Source organism: Thermogemmatispora onikobensis (assembly GCF_001748285.1).
GTDB classification, from domain to species: domain Bacteria; phylum Chloroflexota; class Ktedonobacteria; order Ktedonobacterales; family Ktedonobacteraceae; genus Thermogemmatispora; species Thermogemmatispora onikobensis.
The window spans coordinates 1-26,362 of record NZ_BDGT01000043.1; the positions used below are offsets into that span (position 1 = coordinate 1).

The 26,362-nt window shown below is 62.0% G+C and carries 26 protein-coding genes; 8 read left to right on the plus strand and 18 right to left on the minus strand.

What is annotated here, in order from left to right; genetic code table 11:
- The 3 genes from BGC09_RS16815 to BGC09_RS16825 form a co-directional block, all read right to left on the minus strand.
- On the minus strand, window positions 1–421 hold a 421-nt coding region (locus tag BGC09_RS16815), incomplete at its 3' end, for a hypothetical protein (RefSeq protein WP_141727832.1).
- Entirely contained in the window at window positions 415–1,446 is a 1,032-nt protein-coding gene (locus BGC09_RS16820) for a hypothetical protein (protein WP_069805398.1), read from the minus strand. The genes BGC09_RS16815 and BGC09_RS16820, both read right to left, overlap by 7 nt.
- A gap of 306 nt (window positions 1,447–1,752) precedes the next feature.
- Window positions 1,753–2,124: a hypothetical protein gene (locus tag BGC09_RS16825; RefSeq protein WP_069805399.1), complete on the minus strand. Its 372-nt coding sequence runs from the start codon at window positions 2,122–2,124 to the stop codon at window positions 1,753–1,755.
- A 352-nt stretch (window positions 2,125–2,476) separates the two neighbouring features.
- On the opposite strand from BGC09_RS16825, the gene BGC09_RS16830 reads away from it, so the two are divergent.
- The 3 genes from BGC09_RS16830 to BGC09_RS16845 all read left to right on the plus strand — a co-directional run bounded on the left by BGC09_RS16830 (window position 2,477) and on the right by BGC09_RS16845 (window position 5,764).
- Window positions 2,477–3,124 carry a response regulator transcription factor gene (locus BGC09_RS16830; RefSeq protein WP_069805400.1) on the plus strand — a complete coding sequence of 216 codons (648 nt, stop codon included), beginning with the start codon at window positions 2,477–2,479 and terminating at the stop codon, window positions 3,122–3,124.
- A gap of 47 nt (window positions 3,125–3,171) precedes the next feature.
- Window positions 3,172–3,438: a hypothetical protein gene (locus BGC09_RS16835; protein ID WP_069805401.1), complete on the plus strand. Its 267-nt coding sequence runs from the start codon at window positions 3,172–3,174 to the stop codon at window positions 3,436–3,438.
- A 412-nt stretch (window positions 3,439–3,850) separates the two neighbouring features.
- Window positions 3,851–5,764, plus strand: a complete 1,914-nt coding sequence (locus BGC09_RS16845; protein ID WP_069805403.1) for a protein kinase domain-containing protein — start codon at window positions 3,851–3,853, stop codon at window positions 5,762–5,764.
- Window positions 5,765–5,853: 89 nt separating this feature from the next.
- On the opposite strand, the gene BGC09_RS16850 is transcribed toward BGC09_RS16845, so the two are convergent.
- The 4 genes from BGC09_RS16850 to BGC09_RS16865 all read right to left on the minus strand — a co-directional run bounded on the left by BGC09_RS16850 (window position 5,854) and on the right by BGC09_RS16865 (window position 10,184).
- Complete coding sequence (locus BGC09_RS16850; RefSeq protein WP_069805404.1) at window positions 5,854–6,501, minus strand: NAD(P)-dependent oxidoreductase; 648 nt, start codon at window positions 6,499–6,501, stop codon at window positions 5,854–5,856.
- 131 nt (window positions 6,502–6,632) lie between these two features.
- The gene (locus tag BGC09_RS16855; protein ID WP_069805405.1) at window positions 6,633–7,079 is read right to left on the minus strand and encodes an Rrf2 family transcriptional regulator; all 447 of its coding nucleotides are present in this window, start codon (window positions 7,077–7,079) and stop codon (window positions 6,633–6,635) included.
- Between the two features lie 221 nt (window positions 7,080–7,300).
- On the minus strand, window positions 7,301–8,443 hold the full coding sequence (locus BGC09_RS16860) for a citrate synthase (protein ID WP_069805406.1): 1,143 nt from the start codon (window positions 8,441–8,443) through the stop codon (window positions 7,301–7,303).
- A 331-nt stretch (window positions 8,444–8,774) separates the two neighbouring features.
- Window positions 8,775–10,184 (minus strand): acyltransferase family protein, encoded by a 1,410-nt coding sequence (locus BGC09_RS16865; RefSeq protein WP_069805407.1) that lies wholly within the window; start codon window positions 10,182–10,184, stop codon window positions 8,775–8,777.
- A gap of 300 nt (window positions 10,185–10,484) precedes the next feature.
- Here BGC09_RS16865 and BGC09_RS16870 point away from each other — a divergent pair, with 300 nt between their 5' ends.
- On the plus strand, window positions 10,485–11,897 hold the full coding sequence (locus BGC09_RS16870; protein WP_069805408.1) for a cobyrinic acid a,c-diamide synthase CobB: 1,413 nt from the start codon (window positions 10,485–10,487) through the stop codon (window positions 11,895–11,897).
- Between the two features lie 78 nt (window positions 11,898–11,975).
- Here the strand turns inward: BGC09_RS16870 and BGC09_RS16875 are convergent, their stop codons facing one another.
- The 9 genes from BGC09_RS16875 to BGC09_RS16915 all read right to left on the minus strand — a co-directional run bounded on the left by BGC09_RS16875 (window position 11,976) and on the right by BGC09_RS16915 (window position 22,188).
- On the minus strand, window positions 11,976–12,950 hold the full coding sequence (locus tag BGC09_RS16875; RefSeq protein ID WP_141727833.1) for a D-ribose ABC transporter substrate-binding protein: 975 nt from the start codon (window positions 12,948–12,950) through the stop codon (window positions 11,976–11,978).
- Window positions 12,951–13,277: 327 nt separating this feature from the next.
- Window positions 13,278–14,348: an ABC transporter permease gene (locus BGC09_RS16880; protein ID WP_069805409.1), complete on the minus strand. Its 1,071-nt coding sequence runs from the start codon at window positions 14,346–14,348 to the stop codon at window positions 13,278–13,280.
- Between the two features lie 12 nt (window positions 14,349–14,360).
- A complete protein-coding gene (locus BGC09_RS16885) occupies window positions 14,361–16,043 on the minus strand; it encodes a sugar ABC transporter ATP-binding protein (RefSeq protein WP_069805410.1) in 1,683 nt (560 codons plus the stop codon).
- Window positions 16,040–16,768: a DUF2291 family protein gene (locus BGC09_RS16890; protein ID WP_084659028.1), complete on the minus strand. Its 729-nt coding sequence runs from the start codon at window positions 16,766–16,768 to the stop codon at window positions 16,040–16,042. Before BGC09_RS16890 ends, BGC09_RS16885 begins: the two co-directional genes overlap by 4 nt.
- Window positions 16,769–16,852: 84 nt before the next feature.
- Window positions 16,853–17,872 carry a sugar-binding transcriptional regulator gene (locus BGC09_RS16895; RefSeq protein ID WP_069805412.1) on the minus strand — a complete coding sequence of 340 codons (1,020 nt, stop codon included), beginning with the start codon at window positions 17,870–17,872 and terminating at the stop codon, window positions 16,853–16,855.
- A 23-nt stretch (window positions 17,873–17,895) separates the two neighbouring features.
- The gene (locus BGC09_RS16900) at window positions 17,896–19,407 is read right to left on the minus strand and encodes an FGGY family carbohydrate kinase (RefSeq protein WP_069805413.1); all 1,512 of its coding nucleotides are present in this window, start codon (window positions 19,405–19,407) and stop codon (window positions 17,896–17,898) included.
- Window positions 19,404–20,351 carry a transketolase family protein gene (locus BGC09_RS16905; protein ID WP_069805414.1) on the minus strand — a complete coding sequence of 316 codons (948 nt, stop codon included), beginning with the start codon at window positions 20,349–20,351 and terminating at the stop codon, window positions 19,404–19,406. Before BGC09_RS16905 ends, BGC09_RS16900 begins: the two co-directional genes overlap by 4 nt.
- Complete coding sequence (locus BGC09_RS16910) at window positions 20,348–21,190, minus strand: transketolase (RefSeq protein WP_069805415.1); 843 nt, start codon at window positions 21,188–21,190, stop codon at window positions 20,348–20,350. Before BGC09_RS16910 ends, BGC09_RS16905 begins: the two co-directional genes overlap by 4 nt.
- A 2-nt stretch (window positions 21,191–21,192) precedes the next feature.
- On the minus strand, window positions 21,193–22,188 hold the full coding sequence (locus BGC09_RS16915; RefSeq protein WP_069805416.1) for a sugar phosphate isomerase/epimerase family protein: 996 nt from the start codon (window positions 22,186–22,188) through the stop codon (window positions 21,193–21,195).
- A 261-nt stretch (window positions 22,189–22,449) separates the two neighbouring features.
- On the opposite strand from BGC09_RS16915, the gene BGC09_RS16920 reads away from it, so the two are divergent.
- Together BGC09_RS16920 and BGC09_RS16925 are read left to right on the plus strand one after the other, a co-directional pair.
- Window positions 22,450–23,076 (plus strand): sigma-70 family RNA polymerase sigma factor, encoded by a 627-nt coding sequence (locus BGC09_RS16920; protein WP_069805417.1) that lies wholly within the window; start codon window positions 22,450–22,452, stop codon window positions 23,074–23,076.
- Window positions 23,077–23,196: 120 nt separating this feature from the next.
- Window positions 23,197–23,985, plus strand: coding sequence for an anti-sigma factor family protein (locus BGC09_RS16925; RefSeq protein ID WP_069805418.1), 789 nt, complete (start codon window positions 23,197–23,199; stop codon window positions 23,983–23,985).
- A gap of 20 nt (window positions 23,986–24,005) precedes the next feature.
- Here BGC09_RS16925 and BGC09_RS16930 read toward each other — a convergent pair whose 3' ends face one another.
- Window positions 24,006–24,680, minus strand: coding sequence for a TlpA family protein disulfide reductase (locus BGC09_RS16930; protein ID WP_176728958.1), 675 nt, complete (start codon window positions 24,678–24,680; stop codon window positions 24,006–24,008).
- 145 nt (window positions 24,681–24,825) lie between these two features.
- Window positions 24,826–25,041, minus strand: a complete 216-nt coding sequence (locus BGC09_RS16935) for a helix-turn-helix domain-containing protein (RefSeq protein WP_069805420.1) — start codon at window positions 25,039–25,041, stop codon at window positions 24,826–24,828.
- A gap of 130 nt (window positions 25,042–25,171) precedes the next feature.
- Between BGC09_RS16935 and BGC09_RS16940 the strand changes: the two genes are divergently transcribed.
- Window positions 25,172–25,426 (plus strand): hypothetical protein, encoded by a 255-nt coding sequence (locus BGC09_RS16940; protein WP_069805421.1) that lies wholly within the window; start codon window positions 25,172–25,174, stop codon window positions 25,424–25,426.
- 142 nt (window positions 25,427–25,568) lie between these two features.
- Window positions 25,569–26,291, plus strand: coding sequence for a hypothetical protein (locus BGC09_RS16945; RefSeq protein WP_069805422.1), 723 nt, complete (start codon window positions 25,569–25,571; stop codon window positions 26,289–26,291).
- Window positions 26,292–26,362: the final 71 nt, after the last annotated feature.

Here is a 26,362-nt window from a genome sequence, read left to right on the forward strand (position 1 = left end):
ATAATAAGAGATAAACCGTTTTTCGATGAATGGGCCAGCCACGCAGCAGCGACCAGAAAAGATCAAGCCCTACCTGAGTTGCAATGATCAGCGCGCTAAATTCAAACCAGGGAAAAATAGCAGCCAGAGGTGAGTCGTGCCAGTAGAGATGCAGTACTCTGCCGTAGACAAAGAGATTCTCGAAGATGACGCAGCCGCCCACAAAGCCCCCTGTCAGGGCGCTCCCCAGAGCGATGCAGAGGATCAGGAGCAGATTGCTGCCCAAGATAAACCAGAGGGAGAACTGCCCGCTAGGGGCGCTGGCGGTCGGCCAGTCTTCGATAGGCCACTGGACTCCGAGGATCAGCGCGCTGAGGGCGATCGCTGCTAGCAAGGCATACTCTAACAGATAGCGCCTGGGGAAGGCTGCTCTCGTCACCATGATGCCGCGCCCTCCAGCGAATAACAGCGCTGGAGATAGAGACGGGCAGCCTCCAGGGCTCCCGGCCCCAGATGAGCGACGGCCCACTGGTCGGCCTCTTTTTCCCAGCGCCGCAGACAGAGCAGCTTGCCCAGCAACGGCGCCATGACCAGCATGCTCCAGAGGAGCAGACAGAGCGCGGCAACCGGGCCGCTCAGTTCGTCGAGGAACTGCGGGAGGCACACAGCAGCCAGAAGGCCCACCAGCACCGCCCCTAGCTGGCAGTCCCATAGACTACGCAACCGAGTCGTGTGACCACGAGCAATATGACCCTGCTCATGGAGCAGCAGCACCTGCAGCACCTGGACCGGTACTTGCAGCCAGGCGTCCAGGTAGATCTCTTGTTGCCCCGACCAGGTTCGACGTGAGAAAGCAGGGGCATCTTTTTGGGGCAGATAAGAGGTGAAGAGCTTGACCGCCGGCTCCGGCAGTAAGGCCACGCCTTCGGGCAGCTCCTTTAATTCTTCACGTAGATAGCGCTGAAAGGCTATCCTGCGGAGCAGTATCCATATGAGGGCGGGAGCTGTGCACACCGCTATCAGGAGTTTGAAATCTGTGAGAACGAGACCACAGGCGGGCAGCAGCGCCAGCAGGACCACGCCGATGGCCTGGGCGGATTCTCTCCATGTTAGTGGCTGCTCCGGGGAAAAACGCAGAGCGTAGCCCCTGGCTTCGGCTACCAGCGAGAGGCGCCAACGGAGAGTCATGGCCTCTCCCGTCAGGGCTGGCATATCCAACCGCAGGAGCCAGGCCACCCAGCATGGCAACGGACGCGACCAATGCGGCCCCGGCTCCCTCCCTGGCCAGGGCTTCTCCTTTCCAGCAGGTAGCCGCCCGCCTCTCTCCCAAAGTACAATAAGACAGAGGGCCAGCACCGGCAGCGGGCGCAGGTAGACAGGCACCCATATCAGCGGGTAGATTACTACCGACGCCGCATGGAAAGCTGCCAGGAGATCGATGCCCTGCAGTTTTCTCAGGTTTGTCACGAGTGGGCTCCTCCGCCAGTGATTGAGATGCGGAAGGAAAGGGCCTTCCGGCTTTCCTTTGTGATACGATCTCAGGCTGGAATAGCCATTCACTGAATCTCTCTGAAGGCCGCTTTCTCCTCAGAGAGAATGACCTCGATGCGCTTACTGCAAACGGCAATGGCTTGCGATCTCAGCTCAGCCTTATTTGAAATAGTTACAACATTTCCCTGGCTGGGATTTTCCCGCCAAAGGAGAACGATGCAGGAGCCGGTCGCATCGCTCTCCTCGCCGCTGTGGGAAAGAGATCAATCGCCAGCGTGCCGCTTAGCCGAGAAAAGCGACGCCCGCGATCGCTATGATGATGCCTCCCCAGCCAGTGGCGCTCATGGTTGCCAGAATAGTGCCTATCGCACCAATCCCATCATAAGCAACCCAGGTAATAATCCAGCGGACCCCTTCAATGATCCAGGGCAGCCCCCGGATATAGCCCGGTAGAGCGCTGAGCAGCATCCCAATCGCCTGGGCAATCCCAAGGCGATGGGTTGCTACCATGTAAAGCAACCAGTGTAGGTGACCACCTGCACCCTGCAGGGGCAGCAGGCTCACGAGTGCCGCCCCCCCACACAGAGCAGCAACGAGCAGGAGCCAGTTCCACTCTTCTTTGACGGTACGCGGCACAGCTCTAATGGAATTCACTCTGAACCTCCTTGGGCTGTCCTTTGACTGCTTAAGATATTGGCACCGAGGTGCCCGATTCAAGGGTAATCTCTTGAGTTGCTTTCTTCAATCGTTCTTTGAATGATTTTATCACAATCATCCTCCAATAATCTCATATCCACAAAGCAAGGTCCTACTATTAGTACACCACAAAATAAAACAAATCAAAGTATCATCTATTCTTTCTCTGAACTCCTATCCTTAAGGATAGATACCATATTCCCTGGCTATTCTACACGTCATTTCCCCCTTCGGAGGATTGACAAGCCACTAGCATCACTCATAAAATAGAGAATGGATAAACAAATGCAGTATATTTTTCAGGATCAAGATGAGAGTTATCATTATAGATCCTAATATTTCGAACTGTCAAAAGATTACCAGCATCTTAGGAGAAGAGCATCATATCACGATCTCTAGCGCCAACGACTCTCTCTCTCTTCTTCAAGAGCAGAGCCTGCAGAGGCCGCCCCCTGATCTCTGGATTATCAATCAGGAGATCCTGCCAAAGCTGGCAGCGCCACCCCGAGGTCAGTACATCGTGCTGGCCAGCGACGTTCGTTTTGACCAGCTCCACTGGGCCTACGAACAAGGCGCTCTCGGCTATCTGCTTGCTAGCGCCCCAGCTCCTCTTTGGCGCAGTGCCATCCAGCTCCCCCCTGGCCATTTTCTCATCGACCCCTCAGTTGTTCCTCTGCTCTTCAGCGACGTCTTCCCCTCGCACAGACTCCACGCGGGACTCAGTCAGCTCACAGCTCGCGAGCGCGAGATCCTTTCTCTGCTCGCGGCGGGTGGCTCCAATAAGGAGATCGCGGCGCAGCTCGGCATCTCCCAGACGACTGTTAAAACGCATATCGCCCATATCTATCGCAAGCTTGATATTCGAGGAAGAGCTTCCAAATGTTCACGTTATCCTCTTGAGAAGGTCACAGCAGTCGACAATAGCAGCGATGAATGCGGCGGCTTGCTGGCAATTTAGTCAAGGACCGCTCGCTGTGTAGTCAATCCCTAAAGGAGGCAATCGCTATGATTCTCTGGGTCGGTATCGTGCTGATCGCCATTGGGCTGCTGATCGGGTTGATTCTGGTCAGCATCGGGCGGCGATCCATTCCCATGCGCTCCCCCGAGGAGCAGGCCCGCTTGCGCGAGCAACTGATCGCCTCCGGTCTCTCGCCTCGTGTGGCCGAATATATCGCTCAGGGGAAACGCCTCGAAGCCATCAAAGCCTATCGGGATGAGACGGGCCAGAGCCTCAAGGAGGCCGTCCGCTTTATTGACCCGCTGCTCCAGTAAGAGGGTAAGCCAGCGCTCGCCAGGAGGCCAGACGAGGGACTGACCGGCCTTCGAGAGAGGGTGGCAGCCAGGGAGGCCACCAGGTCAGGGTCAGTGCCAGAACGTTATAGTTGTGCCCTTCGCCAACTGTCCTGACGGATCAGAGCCGCCAACCTGTCAGATGGGAACGCCCAGGCAGACCTTGCCATATGGCAGAGAGGCCAGGGCCAGGCCGCTATCAGCGACGAGCAAAGCCAGACCAGCACCTGCTTCTTCTCCAGAGCAGGCCACGTAACTTGCAGAGAACGTCGACGTAGATATATAGTGAAGAGCAAACAGCCCAGCGCAGCCCAGACAGCGTGCCCTACCAGGCGCGCTTAGCAGGTCTGCGCGTTTTAGCGGTTCAGCCAGTCTGGTCCAGGCGAAAGGAAGCATGGTGGCTCGTTGTCTCAATCCGCGCGGAGGACACGACAATCCCGATAATGCTGTTTCGTGCCGTCGCTGCGAGTTTCTCATGGAGGGAGCGCACGTCGGCAACTACCAGATTACGGCCTTCATTGGCTCGGGCAGCTACGGCCATGTCTACCAGGTGCGCGAGTCGGAGCCGCTCAGCCGGACGCTGGCGCTCAAGGTTCTGCGCTTTGACCAGCTCAACGACAAGGCTCTTGGCAGCTTCTTTGATGAAGCGCGGCGCATCGCGACCCTGCAACATCCCAACATTCTCCCCGTCTATAGCTTCGGTCAGCTGGAAGATGAGCGCCCCTATCTGGTGATGGAATATGCACCCCAGACCATCTACGATCTCTTCCGCAAGGCCGATGGCAGCCGGCGCCCAGCCTTTGCCGAGGAACTGCTCCCCTATGTTGAGCAGGCCGCTCAGGCGCTCTATTACGTGCACCAGAACGGCCTGATTCACCAGGATGTCAAGCCAGGGAACCTGCTCATTGGACGCAACGGGCAACTCCTGCTCTCGGATTTCGGCACCACCTTCTATCTGGGCATGCAAACCCATGCCTCGCTCGGCGAGGTGACGGGCACCGCCGCCTATATGGCCCCTGAGCAGTGGCAGGGCAACCCGCGCCGCGAGAGCGACCAGTACGCCCTGGCCATCTGCTGCTACGAGCTGCTGACGGGGCGTCTGCCTTTTACCTTCAACCGCCTGGAAGAGATGTGGCGCGCCCACCTGCACGAGCCGCCGCCTCCGCCCCAGCAGTGGAATCCGCGCCTGCCCGCCGAGGTCGCCGCTGTTCTCCTGCGGGCCCTCTCCAAAGACTATCGCCAGCGCTATCACGATACGCAGCAATTTGCCAGCGCCTACGCCGAAGCCGTGGCGATGGCCTTACAGCGCTATGTCTGCGAGCGCTGCGGCTTCCAAAACCGCAGCGGTGCCCAGCGCTGTAGCAACTGCGGCGCCGATTACGACGATCGCACCTGTCCGTACTGCCAGGCCCCGGTACGCTTCGGCCAGCGTTGCTGCTCGGCCTGTGGGCGTCTGACTATCCCGCCGACACTTGTCCGCCACAGCCCTTTACTTGGCATCAGCATCCGCCAGGGACGCTACGACATCAAGCGCGTCCTCAAAAGCCGCGAGGAGACGCGCGTCACCACGATGGTCGCCAGCGATCACCAGGCCAATGGAGCAGAGGTAGTGCTCAAGCGCTGGGAATGCACCGACTTCCCTCTGGCGCGGCGCGCCCAGGAGCTGGCCTACTACGACCACGCCAGCGAGGCCCTGGCTCGTCTGCGCCATCCGCTGGTCCCCCAGGTACGCGAGCGCTTCGCCGAGGGCCGCCACTACTACGTGGTCCTGACCTACATCGACGGCGAGAGCCTGGAGGAGCGCCTGCAAAAGCTGCTGCGCCCTTTGCCCGAGCGCGAGGTGGTGGTCTGGTTCTACAGCGTGCTCAATATTCTGGCCGCCCTGGAGCAACAGCAGCCGCCTCTCTATCACTTTGATATCTCGCCCGCGAACATCTTGATCGAGCGCCAGCGCGGGCGGGCCATGCTCACCGGCTTCCAGATCCCACCGCCACCGCTCGACAGCCCGCCCGGTAGCCGCAGCCAGCACCGCACGACGCGCAAGCTGGCGCTCTCTCCCTACCTGCCGATCAAGGATCGGCGCTATGACCGGCGGACCTGCATCTACATGCTGGCGGCAACCATCCACCATGTCCTTACCAACCAGGCGCCGCCACACTACCCGGTCTACCCACCGGTGCGCCAGCTCAATCCCGCCATCTCCCCGGCGCTAGAGGCGATTCTGGCACGGGCCTTGCAGGAGGAGCCTGCCGCCCGCTACCAGACCTATCAGGAGATACAGCGTGCGCTGAAGCCTCTCCTCCCCTAGCCAGGACACGAACAGAACCGGCCCCCAACTCATGCAGACAGCACCACACCGAGGCTGCCCCACAGCGGGCGCCGACCGGGCAGCCGCAGCTAGTAGGCTACGGTGAAACGCTGACGCACGAAACGAGGCTGCTCCACCTCGTCGAGCAGGGCCACCGCGTAATCCTCAATCGAAATGCGGCTCTCACCTTTCTCATCGGTTACAAGCTGCTCGGTTCCCACACGATAGCGCCCCGTGCGCTGGCCCGGCTCAATGAAGGCCGCCGGACTGAAGTAGGTCCAGTCGAGATCAGCCCCCTGCCGGCGATAGACCTCCAGGGCCTCCGCCGCAGCCGCAGCAATGGGACGCCATCCGGCGGGGAAGCCAGGAGTGTCCATCAGGCGAACACCAGGCGCCACTTCCAGGCTGCCCGCGCCGCCAACTACCACCAGGCGCTTGACGCCAGCCCGCTTCAGTCCTTCGATGAGGGCCTCAGCCGCCTGCACCACCATAGCCGGGTCCTCCTCTGTATCGCGCGCCGGCCCCACAGCACTGATCACCACGTCGGAGCCACTGACCAGCCGCGCAACATCAGCAGGGTCAAGAACATTGCCCGCCTCAAGGCTGAACCGCGGATGACTCAGCGCGAGACGCTCGGGACGCCGCGCCACCCCCTTCACTTCATGGCCGCGGTTAAGGGCCTCTTGAATGAGACGCTGACCAATGCTGCCAGTCGCCCCAAAGATTACGATTTTCATGACAGGTCACTCCTTTCAGTTCCTGAAGACCCTGGCTGGGGCCAGTCCCACACAGGGCTTCAGGGCATTCTACTCTGGCTCAGCCAATCTGTAACTGTGATAGTTCGCAATGTCAGCAAAAAAAGACTCCACTAGGCTGGCGACGACAATCCCCCTTCCTGAGCTGTCTCCAGCACCTGAGCGATTGTCTGGCGCGCCAGCACCTGCTTGAAAGCCGCCTCTGCCTCGCCGAAGTAGCACAACAGAGCACGCTGGATGTTACGACCGATCAGGCAGTTGGGATTTGGCAGGCGGTGGTGGAGGGCCAGGAGAGGACCAGCCCCGACGGCCTCATAGACATCGAGCAAGCTGATGCTGGCGGCATCGCGCCGCAAGCGCCAGCCGCCACCAACTCCCGGCTGCGAGGCCACCAATCCGGCCCGACTGAGCAGGCCCAGAATGCGGCGAATAAAGACCGGGTTCGTATTGACGCTACCGGCAATATGCTCAGAAGTCAGGGGATCTTCCTCTCCTTGCTGAGCGAGCAAAGTCAGAATATGAATTGCAACGGCCAGACGTGTATCTCGCGTAGTCGCCATTCCTTCCGTGGAAGTCTATCCGTAACCAGTATAGTTTCGAATCAGGGGCCCTGTCAAGGCCAGATGGGAGAACAAGGAGGCGGGCCAGGCAGACCGATGTCCGTCACCTCCCCAAAAAGCAAAGGGAGCAATCTGGTGGCGATTGCTCCCGGCGGAACAACAGAGTGGACTCTCCTTGCGGCGCGTAGCAGACTGGCGAGCGCCCGAGCGTCCTTCTAAGCCTACTGGTGGCTTACCTGAGCCTGCTCGCGCTGCTCGATCGGCACATAGGGGACATCTTTGGGACCGATATACTCGCCGCGCGGGCGGATCAGGCGGTTGTTGGCGTACTGTTCCATGACGTGGGCTGTCCAGCCCACCACACGGCTGCAGGCGAAGACGGGCGTGTCCAGATCGACAGGAATACCCAGCAAGTAGTAGACCGTGGCCGAGTAGAAATCGACGTTGGCATGCAGGCCCTTCTGCTCTTTGACATAGGACTCGATGACGCGCGACATCTCTACCCAGCGTGTATCGCCCTTGCGCTGGCTCAGCTCCACGGCGAAGGCATCCATATGCTTGCCGCGTGGGTCTTCGGTGCGATAAACGCGGTGACCAAAGCCCATAATCCGCTCTTTGCGCTCCAGCATGCCGCGGATATACTCCTGGGCCCGGCTCACCTCGCCGATGCGCTGGAACATGCGCATCACCTGCTCGTTGGCGCCACCATGCAGCGGACCAGAGAGCGTGCCGATGGCCGCTGTGACTGCCGCGTACATATCGGCCAGCGTGCTCGCGGCCACGCGGGCGGAGAAGGTCGAGGCGTTCAGCTCATGATCGGCATGCAGGATTAAGGCCACGTCGAGCACGTGGGCATCATATGGATCGGGTCGCTCCCCCTTGAGCATGTAGAGAAAGTTCTCTGCCAGGCTCCCATCCTCCAGCGGCGCTACCGGCTCTCTCCCGTTGCGGATGTGATCCCAGGCGGCCACGATCGAGGGCAGCAGCGCTGTCAGGCGCACTGCTCGCCGTAGATTGGCTTCTTGGGAGCGATCACTGAGATCGGGGTCGGTGGTGGAGAGAGCGGAAACAACGGTTCGGAGGACATCCATCGGGGGCGTCGAGGAAGGAAGTAAGCGCATCAGGTCGATCAGCTGTCCCGGTAAGGCGCGGTTGGCACGCAGCTCCGCGCTGAGTGCCTCTAGCTGGGCGCGGGTCGGCAGTGTCCCATGCCAGAGCAGGTACGCTGTTTCTTCGAACGAGGAATGAGTGGCCAGGTCGTGAACGTCGACACCGTAATATGTCAGTTTGCCGCGCTGACCATCCAGATCACAGATACGGGTATGTGCGGCAACGACATCTTCAAGACCTTCGGTGGTAGGCATAGAAGCTCCTTTTGGGGACGTATGCTTCGCTTGAGCAGTAGGCGGAGCTCAACGTCCGACGTGTCGGGCAACCGCTGCTTCCACAGCGAAGCAGACTACTTCGCCACAACAAATCATATGGGTTGTGTAAAGTATTATAATCTTGCCTTCCTGTTGGTGTCAACGTAAATCGAGCTGGCAGGCGCCTGTCCGTCTGCCATCCGTCAGTCAGGCCAGCGCCTGCCACCCACTCACCCACCCGCCTGTCCTGGGTCAGGTTCCGCCAGGGAGCAGGCGCTGACGGGCGGAGCAAGCTTTCGGAAAAGACGGGCAGGCGTTACGGTCCCTGGCTCTAAGATCTGCGCGAAGGGACCAGCTCCCCTCTCAGCTCGCCGGCCAGCACCTGGCCGCTTTGGCCACCACCTCCCTTGAGCCGGCGCTGACCGAGCTTGATAAAGGGGCGCTCGATGAGCAGGTACGAGAGGAAGGCCAGCGGTAGCACTGCCACTATCACCCAGAGCCAATAGCACCCGTAGACCAGCCAGTGGCTGAAACCGTTGAGCCACGGCTGGACATGGACGCTAAAGTAGGTGATCAGCGGGAGATGCCAGATGTACAGACTATAGGATACCAGGCCGAGCCAGCGCAGGTAGCGCCAGGAGAAGACGGCCCGTAGTAAGGGCGGCCCGAAGAGCAGGCCGGTCAGGCATGAGCCATAGGCCAGAGCAAAGCCAAACTCGCTCAAGGTATCATAGAGGGGTAAGAGGCCATCCAGCCAGGGGAAAGCCCCCACATCATGGTTCAGATGCCAGATGGCCATACCCACCAGCAGGATCAGCCCCAAGGCCCAGAGCACCAGACTCCAGCGTCGCAGACCCCTCATCAAGGTCCCCGTGGGCCTGATCATCCGTCCATAGGTGTAACAGGTGGCAATCAGCATCCCAATGGCAAAGTCCTCCAGAAACTTGCCGTCCATACCGTAGACAAAGAAGAGGACCACGTTGAGGACCGTGCGCGGCACGAGCGGCAGGCTCGCCTCGGGATGATCGATGTAGTAGTCCCCCCAGTGACGCACCAGCAGCGCGTAGATGATGACCAGGGCCAGCGTGAGGCAGATCAAGGGAAAACGCCGGTGCTGTGGCAGGCGTCTGAGCAAGAGCGAGACCCCCAGCGCCAGTAAAGGCAGCAGCAAATAAAACTGCCACTCGATGGCCAGCGTCCAGTAGGGGCCATTGATCTTGCGAAAGGTCTCCGGCGTCGAGTCCATGAAGAAGGTCACAAACAGCGCCAACTCGCGCCAGTGGGCCGGCTGCCAGTATTGTGGCTGCCAGAGCGTAATCAAGATGAAGAGCGAGGCATAGTAAGCCGGCCAGATGCGCACAACTCGCCGCAGATAGAAGCGGCGCCCCGAGGGCCACGGTCGCTTTTCGCTCAATAACGCCCCGACATAGGGCAGGAAGAGCAGAAAGCCCGATAGGATAAAGAAGAGCGTCACCCCTGTGCTGCCAACCAGCAATAAGGAACCTACCAGGGGATAATGCAGCGGCTGCCAGAGATGCTGATGATACGTTGTCCAGTTGATGTGAAATACGAGCACCGCCAGGCAGGCCAGCGCTCGCACCCCGTCCAGCACCGGAATGGTATTGCCGCGAAGATCACTCTCCAGAAGCATCGGTAGGCGGTGAAAGAGAGACAGCAACCGGCCAGCAGCAGCCCGCAGCCATCGCCAGGGAGGAGACTGAGCGATCACTTCCAACAACATAGATAGAGCACCCATTGTTTTCACGTAATAGGACAACGGGGTGGGGGCGAAGATGGTGACAGGTATCGGTACATTTTCCTATATCTTAAGATAAGTTGAGCCATTAGGGCGCATTGCTGAGCAAAGTCAGCCGGATCGTGCTTGACTGGAGGCACAGGTGAGTGATTAGCTTGTCGTGAGCGACACCGCACGGTGGCGCGGAACCTCCCCGCCTGGCGACCTGACGGGCCGAAGTCTGAAGGCCACTCCACCAGCGACTGCAGTCAATGGGCGCAATGCGGGACAGGAGTGAGTTTGACGATGCCTCTCGATCTACCACGCTTACTCATCGCCGGCACAGCCAGTGGTGTCGGCAAGACGCTGCTGAGCTACCTGCTGATCGCCGAGCTGCGGGCGCGTGGCTGGCGCGTGCAGCCATTCAAGGTCGGTCCCGATTATCTGGATGCCTCACATCTGGCCCAGGCCGCCGGACGGCCCTGCTACAATCTCGATACCTGGCTGATGCCTCCGGAGCGCCTGGAGGCCAGCGTTGCCTCGGCCTGTCGCGATGCCGACCTGGCCATTATCGAGGGCATGATGGGCCTTTATGACGGGCGCGAGGCCCAAAGCGATGCTGGCAGCGCCGCGGAGATTGCCCGTTTGCTGCAGGCGCCGGTTCTTCTGGTGCTGGACGCCTGGGCCCAGGCTCGCAGCGCTGCGGCGGTCGTACTGGGCTTCCAGCGCTTTGCCCCGCAACTGGCGCTCGTCGGTGTGATGGCCAATCGCGTGGCTGGTCCCGGCCATGCGCGCCTGCTGCGTGAGGCCCTGGCCTCTTCTACCGGTCTGCCGCTACTGGCGGCTTTTCCCGCCCTGAGCGAGGCCCCCTGGCCCGAGCGCCATCTTGGCTTGCTGCCCGCCAGCGAGCAGGCACTTGGCGGCGAACGCCTCAACACCCTGTTGACGCTCTTCCGCCAGTCCTGCAACCTGGAACAGTTGCTGACCCTGGCACGTCAGGCCCCTCCCCTGGCGACGGGCGAGACTCAGGTCGAGGCGCCCTTGACAGCCCCAGGCGAGGAGCGCGTGCGTTTGGCTCTGGCCTATGATGAAGCTTTCAGTTTCTATTATCATGATACGCTCGATCTGCTACGTCTGGCAGGGGCCGAGCTGGTGCCCTTCAGTCCGCTACGTGATTCCCAGCTACCGGCGGGTAGCGCCGGTCTCTATCTAGGTGGGGGTTTTCCCGAAGAGTACGCTGCGCTCCTGGCTGCTAACGAAAGGCTGCGTCGTCAGCTCGCCGAATTGGTGGTGGCAGGGTTCCCCTGCTATGCCGAATGCGGCGGACTGATGTATCTCTGTCGTCAGATTCGCACGGCCAGCGGCCAAAGCTACCCAATGCTCGGAGTCATTGAGCGCGAGAGTATTCTCGAAGGCAACAGCGCGGGTCTGCGCATCGGCTATCGTCTGGCTCGGGTCCAGCGCGAGTGCCTGCTGCTGCCGCGTGGGGTGCAGGTACGGGGGCACGAGTTTCACTATTCTCGTCTAGATGCTGGGCCGAGGCCCGAGGAGGCCGCTTATGTGCTCAGCTCGCCCGACGGTCAGCATCGCCAGCCCGAGGGTTTCGCCCGCGGCAATCTGCTGGCCAGCTATCTGCACCTCTCCTTTAGCGGCTATCCCGAGGCGGCCCGACGCTTTGTGGCTGCCGCCCGCCACTGGCACTGGTCGCGGTCCTCCTAGCAGGGCCAACAAGGGAGGGCCGGCAGCCGCTGCCTGTACGCAGTGGCCTGCCGGCCCTCCTTGCGGGCACTCACTCGCTCACTTTGGTCCAAAGACCCCGAACTGATCGGCGTTCTGCGCCGTCACCAGGATGCAGTCGATCGACTGCTTCTCCGGTTGTCCTGTAGAACCGGTCTTGAGGTACTTATCGGCCTCATCAACAGCGAGTTGGGCGATATGAACGGCAGGCTGCAACACCGTCGCTTTGATGCCTCCCTGCTTGATCGAGGCAATGACATCGGGACTGCCATCGAAGCCCACCACGATCACATTGGTCTTGTGGGCCGCTTGCAGGGCCGCCCAGGCGCCGAGTGCCATCGTATCGTTCCCCGCAATCACTCCTTTGATATCGGGGTGCGCCTGCAGGATGGTCTGCATCTTCTGGAAGGCCTCGGTCTGGTCCCAGTTGGCGCTCTGTTGGGCCACCATCTTCAGACGCGGATACTGATCGATGACGTCGTGGTAGCCGCGCGAGCGGATGGCCGCGTTTGTATCCGACTGCTTGCCGAGCAGCTCGACATAGTTGCCGGCTTCGCCCATTAGCTTGACGAACTCCTGGGCGCCCAGCGTCGCCCCCTGATAGTTATTGGAGACGATCTGCGCTGCGGCCACACCGGTGGCGTTGATCTCGCGATCGATGAGGAAGACCGGGATGCCGGCGTTCTTGGCCTTGCGCACCGCGGCCACGGTGGCATCGGCTCCGGCATTGTCGAGGACGATGGCCGCTGCATGGCGCGCGATGGCCGTGTCGATCAGCTGATTCTGCTTGTTGACATCGTCATCGTGGGTAGCGGCCACCGTATCGTAGCCGAGCGCCTTGGCGCGGGCCACGGCGGCATCGGCCTCCGCCTTGAAGAAAATATTGTCGTAGGCCGGGGTAATCACGAAGACCAGTTTTTTCCCCCCGGAGCTGCCAGAAGTTGTCGACGATGACTGGCCCGAACTGCCACAGGCAGCCAGGCTGAAGCTGACCAGCATCAGCACTGTCAGCAGGTAGAGCATCCGTCGAAGCATAGTCGTTTCCCTTCCTTTCGGCACTCTTCTTTGAGAGATCTTCTCTGCCGCTCTCGTTCCACCTCGCGCGGGTGGAAGAGAGCAAGCGTGTCAAGCCAGTTGGGTTGAGTTGATCGCGCAGCCAGTCACTGCCCTGGCCAGAGCCAGAGGCGCTGCGCGCTGTGGGCGCTTCCCTCCCTTGCGACCGAGGGGACGCGCAGTGAGTGAGTGAGTGCGTGCGTGCGTGAGTGCGTGCGTGCTTCCTCCTTCCCAGGGTCTTGTCTTGCCTGTCCTGTCTTGCCCTGTTTTGGCGCAGGCGCAGGCCCTCCCCTGGCCGTCGCCTGGGCATCAGGCCAGGGCGGCACGCTTCTGCCACCGCTGCTGGAGCTGGTCGATAATGACCGCCAGCACAATGACGGCTCCCTTGATGACCATCTGCCAAAACTCGGAGACGCCGATCAGCACCAGGCCATCGCTGAGGACGCCGATCACAAACGCGCCAATGATGCTGCCCAGGATCGTCCCCCGCCCTCCGAAGAGCGAGGTCCCGCCCAACACCACCGCCGCGATGGCATTCAATTCATAGCTCTCGCCCGTCGCCGGCTGGGCCGCCTGCAGCTGGGAGGCAATCACCAGCCCTGTCATGGCCGCGCAGAAGCCGGAGATCACATAGACCAGCAGCTTGACGCGGTTGACTCGAATACCCGACAGCTGCGCCGCTCGCTCGTTGCCGCCGATGGCATAGACCTGGCGCCCGAAGGGGGTGCGGCTGGCCACAAAGGAGGCAACCAGGCCAAAGAGGATCATCAGCCAGATGGGCATCGGCACCCCCAGGATGTTCCCCGTTCCCAGGAAAGGGAAGCCCGTGTTCCCCAGAGAGGGATCGCCTCCCAGGTCGGGGAAGGTCGCCCCGTTCGAGGTTAGCAAGGCCAGACCACGGGCGGCATAGAGCATGCCCAGGGTGGCGATGAAAGGGGCCACGCTCAGGCGTGTGATGACCAGCCCATTGACGAGGCCGAGGGCGATCCCGACCAGCAGGCCAATCAGGATCACCACCCAGACGTTGAAGTAGACCACCACGCCAAACATGGGCAGTGGCAGCCCCTGGCTGATTAGATAGCCGGCCACCATCGCCGTCAGACCGACAATTGAGCCGACCGAGAGATCGATGCCCGCCGTCAGAATGACGAACGATTGCCCGATGGCCAGCAGGGCGTTAATTGAGACATGCTCGGCCACGATGGTCAGGTCGTTGAGCGTCAGAAAGTCGGGCGAGAGGATCGAGAAAATCACCACCAGGATGATGAGCGCCACAAAGGCGCGCAACTGAAAGAGAATGGTCTGGATTTGTCGTCGCTGCAGCGCGAAGCTGCGACGGGCCGCCGGCTCGCGGCTGGTCACAGATGACGGATTGCGCATGATCTCCCTCTTCTAGGCTCGTGGGCGCGGCTGATGGCGCCGCTCCTCCGAGGCAGATGCTGCAGGCGCCGTGGCCTGGGTCTGCCTGTCCACAGGGTCCGTTGCTCCCGATGGCACCGGGCCGTGAGCGACCTCCTCGTCTCCGGTGGCCGCCGTGGCCGGTCCCTGGCCAGCTGAGGCGGCAGCTACCAGGGCCTCCTCGCTGGCCTCCTCACGGCGAAATTCGCCAGTCAGCCGTCCGCGCGCCAAGACCAGGATGCGGTCGGCGACACTCATGACCTCGCGTAGCTCGGAGGAGACAAACAGGATGCCGAGTCCCTCACTGGCCAGGCGGTTCATGAGACGGAAGAGATCGGCCTTGGCCCCGATGTCGATGCCGCGGGTCGGCTCATCCAGCAGCAGGACCCGTGGCTCGGTCAGCAGGCCGCGGGCAACGACCACTTTCTGCTGGTTGCCACCGCTGAGCGCCTCGATCAGGGTCTGAGGCGAGGGCGCTTTGATCCCCAGGTCGCCCATGAGGCGGCGCACTGCCGTCAGCTCCTTCTTGCGCGAGAGGGCCGGGCCGTTCAGATAGCGACGCAGGCTTGCCAGGACCATGTTCTGGGCCACCGAGAGCGTGGGCACGAGCCCCTCGCGCTGGCGATCCTCTGGCACAAGCACCAGCCCCTCGCCAATGCGCTCGCCGACATGGCGCCCGCGCAGGCGCTGGCCCGCGATCCACAGGGCGCCACTGGCTTCAGGATGCAACCCCATCAGGCACTCCAGCAGCTCGGTCCGGCCCGCTCCCAGCAGCCCATAGAGGGCCACAATCTCGCCAGCACGTACCTGGAACGAGACATCGTCGAGCAGCAGCCCCCCACCAGGCCGCGGCAACCTCAGATGCTCCACCCGCAGCAGCTCCTGACCCGGCGTGCGATCTTGATGCACGTAGGTCTCGCTGACGCTGCGTCCAATCATCTGCTCGACGATCCAGTTGACGTCAATCGCGCTCACAGGCGCCTCGGCAATGCGATGGCTGTCGCGCAAGACCGTCACGTAGTCGCCGATGCGCAGCAGCTCCTCTAGCTTGTGCGAGATGTAGATGATCGAGACCCCCTGCGCCTTCAGTTCGCGAATGACGCGGAAGAGGATCTCCACCTCGGCAGTGGTCAGGGCCGAGGTCGGCTCATCCATGATGAGAATGCGCACGTCACGGGCCAGCGCCTTGGCGATTTCGACAATCTGCTGCTGCCCAAGGCGCAGATAACCCACCAACGCCTGGGGATCAATGGGCTGCTCCAGCCGCTGCAGCAGGCGCCGGGCCTCGGCTTGCTGGCGGCGCCGATCGACCAGGATGCCGTGACGACGGAGGGCTTCATGGTCGAGAAAGATGTTTTCGGCCACACTCAGATTCGGAAAGAGGTTCAGCTCCTGATAGATGATGCCGATGCCAGCCCGCGCCGCCTCACGCGGCGATTTGAATTGCACTGACTGCCCCTCCAGGAGCAGGCGGCCACGGGTGGCAGTCTCCGCCCCGGCGATGATCTTCATTAAGGTCGATTTGCCCGCCCCGTTTTCGCCAATCAACACGTTGACTTTGCCACGGTAAACGTTGAAGTCGACGTTGTCGAGGGCAACGGTGCCGCCGTAGATCTTGGTAATGCCTTCGGCCCGCAGGACGATGTCAGGAGCCTTCTCCTGGTCAGGTGCCTTCATGAGCCGGAACCCTCCACCTCGAGTTTGACCGGGGCCACCAGAATGAACTGCGGATCGGTCAGGGCAAAGACCCCATAGAACTGGATGAGCTTGCCTTTGAGCTGCGTAGGATGGATGCTTTGCGCCACCTGAACCGCCCGCGCGTTGAGGGCGTCAGCCACCTGGGCATATTGAATCTGGTTGACAAACTGGCTGAAGTGGATGAAGCCCACGCCATCACGGATGGCCGTGCCCAGAATGACCGGCCCGATCTGCAGGGAGAGGTCGGCCCGGCCATCGTAAGGAGGCAGATCAAGGCCGAGCGTGCCATTGCGCGAGGTGGTATTGACGCTGACAACGCGCCCCAGGCCCTTCACCATGAAGGTGTAGGGACCATCCCCCTCCTGGTGGCCATAACGCTGCTGGGCCGCCTGCTGGTTGGCTTTCAGAGCCGCCAGCACCTCGCTGGCGTCGTGGGCCTGCTGGACCACGGTCGGCACTACGCGGCTGGCCCAGATCTGCTGGACGTAGGTCTCAGGATCAAAGGTCTGGGAGCTGCTGCTCCCCGTCGCGTTGCTGGCAGGGGCATTCAGCGGGCGCACCGTGTACAGGCTGCAGGCCGACAGAAGCAGACAGACACATAGGGCCAGCCCGCTCCAGACCAACGGCAGCCGTCGCGTTGAGGCCATCCGTGGCCGCTTGTGCTGCTGCTTCGTGCGGCTCATCCTCTGAGCATGGTCGTACATAGAGTCCTCCCAACCAGGCAATGGTCGGTCGTTGTTGGGTTGGCGCTCCTGCTCACATGGCAGGTCGCTTGCTCTTGTCTGGGCTCAGCGCGCGACAGCGCCGGCGCTTCCGCCGCTCTCAGGGGCGGCTGCCTGGGCCTGGGCCTGCTTCTGCTCCACCAGCCAGCGCGCCGTTAGATGATCTGTGATCAGGACGTTGATCCAGCGCCCTTCGAGAGCGCCCCGAATGGCCGCCTGTTTGCGTTCGCCACCGGCAACACCCACCGCGTGTTTGACACGCTGTAGCTGCTCCAGGCGCATGCCGATGACGCGCTCGTCAAGCGGGGTCATGACCGGACGCCCCTGACCATCGAAGAAGCGCAGCACGATGTCGCCAACGGCCCCATGCTCACGCAGCATGTGTAGCTCTTCAAGCGAGAAGATATTGCCGCTGCTGGCCAGCAGGGCCGAAGGTTCGACAGCACCGATGCCGACCAGCGCTACAGTGACGCTGTCGAAGAGCTGGTAAGCTTCGCGCACAAACGGATCTTCAAAGAAGATCTGGCGAGCCTCCGGCGAGCTGACAACGCCCGGTGCCGGCAGAAAGACAGCCTCCCCGTGCAGGAGTTCGGCCAGGCGGCGCGTCAGCTGCGTGGCGTGGACCTCCGCCGCCGGGTTGCCGATGCCGCCCAGGATCTGCACAACCTTGGCCCGAGAGGGCTGCGCCAGTGGGTGCATGGCGTCTACCATCGCCAGCAGCGAGGCACTCCAGGAGGAGATCCCGACAATCTCCCCCGGCGTGATCTTGGACTCCAGCCAGAAGGCCGCCGCGCCTCCGATGGCCTGTAGTATTTGTTCGTTGTTGGCATCGTCTGGGCAATCCGCGACAATGGCCTCTTTGAGGCCGTACAGGGCCTCTAGCTGGTTCTCAAGGTCGGTGTAGACCCCTCGCGGCATGCTCACCGTAATGCGTACAATCTGCTCTTGCTGGGCCCGCTTGAGCAGGCGTGAGACGTTGGACTGCGAGAGCTGCAGCCGCTCGGCAATTTCTACCTGCGAGAGGCCACGCTCGTAGTAGAGACTGGCAACCTTGGCCATCAAGCGCAGATCGTCAATGCGTGCCATTGGTGCGTTACTCCTTACGCCGGCTACGATCCTTCATCCCGGCGCCCCGCGGATCGGTGCAGCATGGCGCGCGCGACCGCCTCCTGCCAGCCACTGTAGTGGGCCTCGCGCTCTTCCACAGGCAGGGTAGGCGTGAAGCGCTGACGGGGGCGCGGCAGAGCGGCGATCTCCTCCTCGCTCGCCCAGAGGCCCACCGTCAGGCCCGCCAGATAGGCAGCCCCCAGCGCTGAGACATCAGCCGATTCACAGCGTAGCACCGGTTTGCCAATGATGTCGGCCTGAAATTGCATGAGCAGGTCGTTACGAGTGGCACCACCATCGGCGAGTAATACTTGCAGTTCGACGCCCGCTTCCTCCTGCATGGCGTCAAAGACGGCACGCACCTGATAGGCAATGGCTTCGACGGTGGCCCGCGCTAACTGCGGCAGGGTGCTGGCCTGGGTCAGACCACAGATGAGACCGCGCGCCTCTTTGTCCCAGTAGGGCGCTCCCAGGCCGCTGAGGGCCGGGACGAAGTAGAGGCCGCCGCTGTCGGACACGCCCGCGGCCAGGGCCGCTAAGTCAACAACGGGATCGCTGAGGCCAAGGAAGCGCCCTAGCCACTCGACGGCAGCTCCCGTGACGTAAATATTGCCTTCGAGAGCATAGGTGACCCGCTCGCCAATGGCCCAGGCGATCGTGGTCGATAGCCCACTCTGCGAGAGACGCGGCTCCGGCACCGGCGTCATGAGGGAGGAGCCGGTGCCATAGGTGGCTTTAACGGCCCCCGGCAAGAAGCCGGCCTGGCCAAAGAGGGCGGCATGGGAGTCGCCGATCAGGGCCGCTAGCGGTAGACCCGCCGGAATGGCTCCGCAGGCTACGGTCCGCGCATGAACGGCTGCCGAAGGCTCGACGACGGGCAGTACAGCCGCCGGTACGCCCAGCAGCTGCAGCAGCTCCTCGTCCCAGGCTCGCCGCTCCAGATTGAAGAGCTGCGTGCGTGAGGCGTTGGTCATGTCACAGACATGGGCTGCACCGCCGCTGAGCTGCCAGCAGAGCCAGCTATCGATAGTGCCCGCGCATAGCTCGCCAGCCTCCGCCCGCCCCAGGAGATCCTGCTCCTCCAGCAGCCAGCGAATCTTGGTCCCGGAGAACATGGGATCGATCGTGAGGCCACTGCGCTCGCGAATGAATGGCTCCAGTCCCTGATCTTGCAGGGACTGGCAGAGCTGACGCGAGCGCTGGCACTGCCAGCTCACGCATGGCCCCAGGGGCCGACCGCTGGCTCGCTCCCAGAGCAGAACCGACTCGCGCTGGTTGCTGATGGCCAGCGCGAGCAGCTCTACAGCCGCTCCAGCCTGCTCCAGACAGGCAGCGCTGGCCTCCAGCACGCTCTGCCAGAGCTCCAGCGGGTCCTGTTCAACCCAGGCCGGACGCGGATAGCGGCGCTGGACAGGGCGGCTGGCCCGCGCCAGAACGTTGCCTGCTGCGTCGACGAGCAAGGCTTTGGTATTGGTGGTTCCCTGATCAATGGCCAGGATTGCCGTCTGCTTCATTGCTCTGCTCTCGCCTTGAGAAGCTCTAACGCTGCAGCACGAATGCCCGCAGGCGTCAGACCGAAATGCTCTAAGAGATACTCGGGCGAGCCGGTGGGCGCGAAGACGCCGGGAACGCCCAGGATACGCATCGGCACGGGGTAGGTGGTCACCACTGCCTCGGCGACCGCTCCTCCCAGCCCGCCATAGATGGTGTGCTCTTCAACAGTGACGATGGCCCCACTGCGGCGCGCTGCCTCGACCACAGCCTCGCGATCGAGCGGACGAATGGTCGCCATGTTGATCACTGCCGCCTCAATGCCGTCGTTGGCCAGGAGCGCGGCAGCCTCCAGGGCACGAGCCACCATGACCCCCGTGGCGATCAGCGTGATATCGCTCCCCTGACGCAGCCAGCTCGCTTTGCCGAGGCGGAAGCGATAGTCCGCCGGATGAACCTGGGGCACCGGCATGCGACTGATGCGCAGGAAGAAGGGGCCAGAGAGGCGAGCGGCTTCGTGCACAGCCTGAGCGGTCTCCAGCGGATCAGCAGGCACAACCACGGTGAGATTGGCGATGGCGCGCGTCCAGGCCAGGTCTTCAATGGAGTGATGGGTCGGCCCCAGCTCACCGTAGGCCAGGCCGCTGCTCATGCCGCAAAGCTTGACGTTGGCCTGAGAGTAGGCCAGGTCAACTTTGATCTGTTCGAGAGCGCGCGCTGTCAGAAAGGGCGAGGCCCCACTGACAAAGGGAACCTTGCCGCCGTTGGCGAGGCCAGCAGCTACCCCAACCATGTTTTGCTCGGCAATACCCACGTTGACCAGCCGCTGCGGAAAGGCCGCCTTGAAGCCTTTGAGCTTGCTGGAGCCGAGGGAGTCATTGATGACGACGACAATGCGCGGATCGTTACGCGCCGCCTCTTCGAGGGCCTGGGCAAAGGCATCCCGACAATCGTAGAGCTGGCTCATCCGTGCACCGCCTCCCGCAGCTCCTGCAAAGCCCGCTCCGCCTCTTCGGGCGTCGGTACTCGATGGTGCCAGTCAACATTGTCGCACATAAAGGAAACCCCTTGACCTTTGTGTGTGTAGGCAATCAGACAGCGCGGACGTCCCGCTTCCCAGCTCTCGCTCTGCAACATGTGCAGGAGCGCGGCGTGGTCGTGGCCGTCGACTTCGCGCACCGCCCAGCCGAAGGCGCGCCATTTGTCTGCCAGTGGCTCCAGCCGGATGGTGTCCTCGGTTGGCGCGCCCTGCTGCAGTCGGTTGCGATCGACGATAACGGTCAGGTTGTCCAGTCCGTAGTGAGCCGCGGCCATCGCCGCTTCCCAGTTGCTGCCCTCTTGCAGCTCTCCGTCGCCCGTGAGCACATAGGTGCGCCAGGGAGCTCCGTCAAGCCTGGCCGCCAGGGCCGCCCCGACGCCAACAGGGAGGCCATGACCCAATGGGCCAGTGCTGGCCTCAACCCCCGGCACCTTGGTGCGATCAGGGTGACCGTTGAGACGCGAGAGGGGCTTCATGAAGGTCTCTAGTTCGCTCGTTGGGAAGAAACCCACTTCGGCAATGGTGTTGTAGAGAGCACCAGCACAATGCCCTTTGCTCAGGATGAAACGATCACGATCAGGAGCATCGGGATGCTGCGGGTCCACGCGCAGGACGGCAAAGTAGAGCGTGACCAGGATGTCAAGCGCGGAGAAGTCTCCCCCAATGTGCCCTATGCCCGCGCGCTGGATCATCACCAGGTCCCGCTGCCGCAAGAGGTTGGCTTTCTTGCGCAGGGCCGCAAGCTGGTCCTCACGATCCGGGGTCATGCTTACTCTTCGCCTCCGTCCAGTCCTAGCAGGGCCGCAAAGACAAGCTGCTGCGCCTGCAGGGCATCTTGCTTCTCTTGGGCCGCCTTGAGGGCCGCCTGGTCGAGCCGCCGGCGCACGCGGTCAAGGGCTCGGATGCGCTTGATGCTGACACGCGCCGCCTCGACGGGATCTTCGCGGAAGGGAAATTGATCAAGCAGAATGGGCCGCTGCCAGCCAATACGCTCGACCGCTTGCAAAAATTCGATGGTCTCGATGAGGTGAATGGAGGCCACGGCCAGGTCGTCGTCCCATTCGCGCCAGTTGTCATTGACTTCGATGCTTGTCAGCTTGCCATGACGTGCGATCAACTGGAGGGCTTCCGCCGGCGTCTCTTTGGCAAACAGGGAGTGGCCAAGGTCCATGACGATGCCGACGTTGTTGACGCCCATTTCTTGAATGGCGAGAAGGGTGCGCGCGGAGGAGCTGAGGACGAGCTGGACACGCGGCTCTTTGGCCTTGTATTCGATGGCGTATTGCATGTCAGGGTTGGCCTCAGCAACCGCCCGAATGCCGTTGACGGTGAAGTCCCACAGCTGTAGATGGTCGGCCTGGAAGGGGTAGTCGTAGCCGTCTTGCCCAGGCCAGAATTTGACGTAATCGGCGCCCAGGACCCGGGCAACGTCGCTGGCTCGCTTGCCCAGGTCAATGGCCTCCTGCCTCACTGCGGGGTCAGGATGGGTGAAGCTGCCACGGGCAAAGCGCTGGTCATAGATGACAGGCGTGACGGCGATGGCTCGCAGTCCGTTGCGCTCCAGTGCCTCTTTGACTTGCTCCAGGCTCAGGTCCTCTTCGGGAAAAGGATAGTTGATGTCTAACCCGACCAGCCCCCCAACACGCCCGGCTCGCTCGATGGCTTCAAGGGTGCCAACCGGCGGCCCGTAGGCGTTGGTGGCATAACGGTCGATAAACTGGCCGAAGAGCCAGATGCCTGCACCAAACTGGAGGCCGTTGCTCATGATGTCTGTCTCCTCGTCTCTGAATAATTATTCATCGCTGAAAAAATATTCACTACGCTGATAAGTGTACCGGGACAGGGCCACTCTGTCAAGGGGCTGCGCCGGCAATTTTTGCCCGGCTGCCTGGATTGACGTCAGGAAGCTGGGAGCAGGCAGAGTGCAGGTACGGTCTGCGTCTGGCCTGCCAGGCCCAGGGTGTAGTCACTGCTGCGGTTTTTATGCTACACTGGAGGCGATCTGACCAGGAAGAGAGGCAGGTTGATGCACGCACAGCCTGACGCTGAGGAGGCGGAGCTGCTCGCCCGGAGCCAAAGCGGCGACGTGAGCGCCTTTAATGAGCTGGTCCTGCGCTATCAGTCCAGCGTCTATAATGTGGCTCTGCGCATGCTGGGCGACGCGGACCTGGCCGCCGATATTACACAGGATACCTTTCTGGCGGCTTTCCGCCATCTGGCCAATTTCCGCGGCGGGACGGCTTTTCGTTCCTGGCTGCTACGCATCACTACTAACCTGGTCTACGATCATTGGCGCCGTCAGCGCCGCCATCCAGAGGAGTCGTTAGAGGCGGCCAGCGACGAGGATGATCCACAGTCCCCGGTCACTCTGGCCCAGCTGGCTTCAGCCGATCTGGAGGCCAACCCGGAGCTGTACTTGCTCCATCAGGAGCTGCAGGAACTGATCCAGCGCGGGCTGGCTGAGCTTCCTCCCGAGCAGCGGCTGGCGGTGATCCTCTGCGATATCGAGGGGCTATCGTACGAGGAGATCGCGGCAGTCATGCAGACGATGCTCGGGACAGTGCGCTCGCGCATCGCGCGGGGCCGCGCCCGCCTGCGGGCCTATCTGGCTCGCCACCAGGAACTTTTGCCGCGCCAGTTTCGTTCCCCTTAAGAGGTGCTGTCTCTGTACCCCACCCGGCAGGTGCTGCCCGAGAAGGAGGAAGGACCAGCGCCATTGCGACCTAGGCTTGCTTGCAGAGGGGCATTTTTCCGGCACTGGAGTGAGAGAGTCGTGGCACAGGATCATCAGGAGCATCCAACGCTTGAGCAGCTTTCAGCCTATCTGGACGGGGCGCTCTCTTCCGAGGAAGAGGCTTTTTGCGCTGCTCATTTGCCCCACTGCGCTTCATGTCGCTCAGAGCTGGCAGGTCTGCGCCTGACACGCGACCTGCTGCGGACGCTGCCACGTGCCACGCCTCCACGCACGTTTACGTTAACGCCCGAGCTGCTTGACAGCACTTCCACATCTTCTACACCAGCACGATCGGCGACTGCTTCGCCCGAGGTTGCTCCCTCGCTGCTTCCGCGCCAGCAGCGGCCTGCGGCAGGGGCCCGCGCGGGACAGCCGCGGCTGCGCCGCTTCGTGCGCGCCCTCAGTACCCTGGCGGCGGTGATCGCCCTGGCGTTGCTGCTGTCGGGACTGCTGGTCACACTGCACGGCGGCGGTTCGTCGAGCAGCATGAGCACGGCGATCCAGCAGGCGCCCGCAGCCTCTACCGCTTCTCCTGCCGCTCAGCAGGACCGTGCTGCTACGGCGGCTGCTTCAACGGTGGAGCCGCACGGCCTTCGACCAAGTTCGGCGGCGACCCCCGCTTCCACCAGTCCTACTTTCGGCAGCCAGCGGGAACGCAGCCCCACCGCCTCCCTGGGAGCGATTTTGAGTGCACCTGTGCTGCTCCTGCTGCTGGGGAGTCTGCTTTTGATCGCCAGCCTGGTCGGCCTGCTGCTGACCCGCAGGGCTGGTCTGCCTTCCTGGCCTGACCAGGACAGAGATGAGGGGAACAGACAGGCTGCTCGCTAGGCCCAGGTCTCAGTCGCACTTCAGGGAAGCTGGACCCCGATGTCGGCCAGCCCCTGACGCAGGCTCTGCTCGTTTAGCTCGGTAATGGCTACGGCGCGTACGATGCCCTGGCGATCGATAAAGTAGGTGGTGGGAATAGCTGTGACGTGGTAGGCGGCGTTGACGTTGCCCCCGGCGTCGAAGAGCAGGGGATAGGTGACCTTGAAGGTCCGGCCAAAGCTGGCGATGTCTTCTTTGGGATCAGCCTGGTTGATGCCCAGCAGGACAAAGGCCCCCTGGGCGCCATCCTGTTCGTAGGTGCGCTGGAGAAGGGGAACTTCGCGCCGACAGGGATCACAGGACTCCGACCAGAAGTTGATAACGACCGGATGGCCGCGCAGAGCTTTGAGACTGACGGTCGGGCCACCGCGCCCACCATAGACGGGCAGGGTGAAGTCCGGAGCCGGCTGCCCTACGGCGATCCCCGGTGTCGGCGCCGTCGCTGGCGCCGGCAATAAGGTCAGCACAATATAGCCCCCGGCCAGCAGGGCTACCAGGATCAGAACACCAACGAAGATGAGCCGCCGCCGATTCCGTGGCCTGCCTACCTGCTGCTCATAGTGAGCAGCCAGCTCTTCTTCAAATTCGCGCCGCTGCTCTCGCACTCGTTGCTTCTCTGTCTGCTCTTTGTTGATGACTCCGCGTTTCTGTGCCATGCCTTTGCTCGTGAGGGGATAATAAAATACGCTCCGCCCAGGCGGATCTGCCTCCTCGACCTCTCCCATACTATAGGCCGGGCTCCTCCTCTCGTGCAAGTCCTGACCCCCAGCATCAGGCTCTTCCTGCCCCCTCGCCACCCGCTCACTCCTGCGGCGGGTCCGGCACTTCTTCGTAGAGATCGGAAACGCGCACTCCCAGCGCTTTGGCAATTTGTTCCAGTGTATGCAGGGTTGGTGTGCTTGTCGGGTCGTTACAAATCCGGTTGATGGTGCTAAAGGAAATATCCGACATCCGCGAGAGCTTGCTCATGCTGATGCCACGCTGCGCCAGGATCTCTTTGACTTTCAGACGAACCATAGGGCCTTTCTCTTGTGCTAATCTGCCTTGATTATACAGACCAACCCCCTTGAATGCCTTTGTTAAAAATGTTATAGTTATATCACGATATTAAATATAGTAGTTCTTTTTTAAGAGAGGGAGACCAGCGATGACCAGGAGTGAAGCCGAGAGCCTGGCGGAACGCATCCGGCAGGACCAGGCGGCCAACGTTCGTGTCCATAGCATTGAAGAGGAGCCATATCAACCGGGGAACTACTATCTGGTTTGCTGCTATGAGAACGGCCTGCCCTTTGTTGTCCGTCATGAAGCCATGTGGCAAGAGCGCCGCCCCTACGGAGTCAAGCGGCACCCGCTCGCCACAACGCCGCTGGAGAAGGAGCAAGCGCGCCTGCAGATTCTCTAGCAGAAGAGAGAGCCTCTGATGGTGAAGGGAGTGGAACGCGCCCAAGCGGGGCCAGGCCATTGGAGCGTCTCTTACTGATTGATCATTGTTTCGTGCCTTGGTGCACTTGATGCAGGCTTTATCGAAAGAAAGGAACGCCCCTATGCTCAGAAGAACCATGCTCGTAGCTTCGCCCTTCCTGGCCTCAGCCCTTACGGCTCCTGGCACCAGCGAGGACCCCACGCTGATCCTGGCCAGCAGTGATCTCGAAAGCTCGGCCCGTCTCCTGATCCGGGCGGCGACTCTGGCCCAGAGGGCTGGTCGTCTCAACGAAGCGTTGCGCCTGGCCCATGCCGCGCGGGAGCTGGCCCGTGGTTTCCCCTACGAGGAAATCGCCTGCGCCTACCTGGCGGTGCTCTGGGGTGAATGCGCCCTGTTGCGCCAGGACCGCGGCGCCCTGGAGGCGGCCCAAGAGCTGGCGCGCCATCTGCGCGGGCGCCTGCTGCGCGATGGGGACCTGCAGCAGCTCCGCCTCCAGCTTGCCCTCTTCACCACCCCTGGCGCCTCCAGTCGGCTTAGCCAGCTGACCCTGGAGGTCTGGCAGCGCCCCGAGCTAATTCTCCTCGACGGGAACTGGCACTGGGCCAGGGGCGGCTTCATTGTCAAGAGCCTGGAGGCCCTCATCCTCACGACCTACCTCGCCCAGGCCAGAGAACTCTTCCGCGCCTTCGAGCGCGAAGTCGCCAGCTTCCAGCTCTACGAGGCCCTGCGCTGGGAGTGGAACGCCATCCGTCTTAGACTCTTTGCTCCTCCCGAAGAGCGGCGTACCTTTCGCCGGCTGGCCTGCGCCCGCGGCTATCTCCGCCAGGCTATCATTGCCCTCTGAGGAGGGGAGGCCAGGCAGCGCGTGAGAAGCGCGCTCCAGCATCACAGCCAGCTCACAGGCGGTCGACGGGG

Bases quoted from the DNA above. Each gene is read 5' to 3' on its own strand.
- BGC09_RS16845 (WP_069805403.1), top strand. From the start codon at position 3,851: ATGGTGGCTCGTTGTCTCAATCCGCGCGGAGGACACGACAATCCCGAT.
- BGC09_RS16890 (WP_084659028.1), bottom strand. From the start codon at position 16,768: ATGTACGACCATGCTCAGAGGATGAGCCGCACGAAGCAGCAGCACAAG.
- BGC09_RS16865 (WP_069805407.1), bottom strand. From the start codon at position 10,184: ATGTTGTTGGAAGTGATCGCTCAGTCTCCTCCCTGGCGATGGCTGCGG.
- BGC09_RS16920 (WP_069805417.1), top strand. From the start codon at position 22,450: ATGCACGCACAGCCTGACGCTGAGGAGGCGGAGCTGCTCGCCCGGAGC.
- BGC09_RS16860 (WP_069805406.1), bottom strand. From the start codon at position 8,443: ATGCCTACCACCGAAGGTCTTGAAGATGTCGTTGCCGCACATACCCGT.
- BGC09_RS16850 (WP_069805404.1), bottom strand. From the start codon at position 6,501: ATGAAAATCGTAATCTTTGGGGCGACTGGCAGCATTGGTCAGCGTCTC.
- BGC09_RS16835 (WP_069805401.1), top strand. From the start codon at position 3,172: ATGATTCTCTGGGTCGGTATCGTGCTGATCGCCATTGGGCTGCTGATC.
- BGC09_RS16930 (WP_176728958.1), bottom strand. From the start codon at position 24,680: ATGGCACAGAAACGCGGAGTCATCAACAAAGAGCAGACAGAGAAGCAA.
- BGC09_RS16900 (WP_069805413.1), bottom strand. From the start codon at position 19,407: ATGAAGCAGACGGCAATCCTGGCCATTGATCAGGGAACCACCAATACC.
- BGC09_RS16915 (WP_069805416.1), bottom strand. From the start codon at position 22,188: ATGAGCAACGGCCTCCAGTTTGGTGCAGGCATCTGGCTCTTCGGCCAG.
- BGC09_RS16940 (WP_069805421.1), top strand. From the start codon at position 25,172: ATGACCAGGAGTGAAGCCGAGAGCCTGGCGGAACGCATCCGGCAGGAC.
- BGC09_RS16895 (WP_069805412.1), bottom strand. From the start codon at position 17,872: ATGGCACGCATTGACGATCTGCGCTTGATGGCCAAGGTTGCCAGTCTC.
- BGC09_RS16885 (WP_069805410.1), bottom strand. From the start codon at position 16,043: ATGAAGGCACCTGACCAGGAGAAGGCTCCTGACATCGTCCTGCGGGCC.
- BGC09_RS16905 (WP_069805414.1), bottom strand. From the start codon at position 20,351: ATGAGCCAGCTCTACGATTGTCGGGATGCCTTTGCCCAGGCCCTCGAA.
- BGC09_RS16875 (WP_141727833.1), bottom strand. From the start codon at position 12,950: ATGCTTCGACGGATGCTCTACCTGCTGACAGTGCTGATGCTGGTCAGC.
- BGC09_RS16855 (WP_069805405.1), bottom strand. From the start codon at position 7,079: ATGGCGACTACGCGAGATACACGTCTGGCCGTTGCAATTCATATTCTG.
- BGC09_RS16945 (WP_069805422.1), top strand. From the start codon at position 25,569: ATGCTCAGAAGAACCATGCTCGTAGCTTCGCCCTTCCTGGCCTCAGCC.
- BGC09_RS16935 (WP_069805420.1), bottom strand. From the start codon at position 25,041: ATGGTTCGTCTGAAAGTCAAAGAGATCCTGGCGCAGCGTGGCATCAGC.
- BGC09_RS16830 (WP_069805400.1), top strand. From the start codon at position 2,477: ATGAGAGTTATCATTATAGATCCTAATATTTCGAACTGTCAAAAGATT.
- BGC09_RS16910 (WP_069805415.1), bottom strand. From the start codon at position 21,190: ATGACCCCGGATCGTGAGGACCAGCTTGCGGCCCTGCGCAAGAAAGCC.
- BGC09_RS16880 (WP_069805409.1), bottom strand. From the start codon at position 14,348: ATGCGCAATCCGTCATCTGTGACCAGCCGCGAGCCGGCGGCCCGTCGC.
- BGC09_RS16870 (WP_069805408.1), top strand. From the start codon at position 10,485: ATGCCTCTCGATCTACCACGCTTACTCATCGCCGGCACAGCCAGTGGT.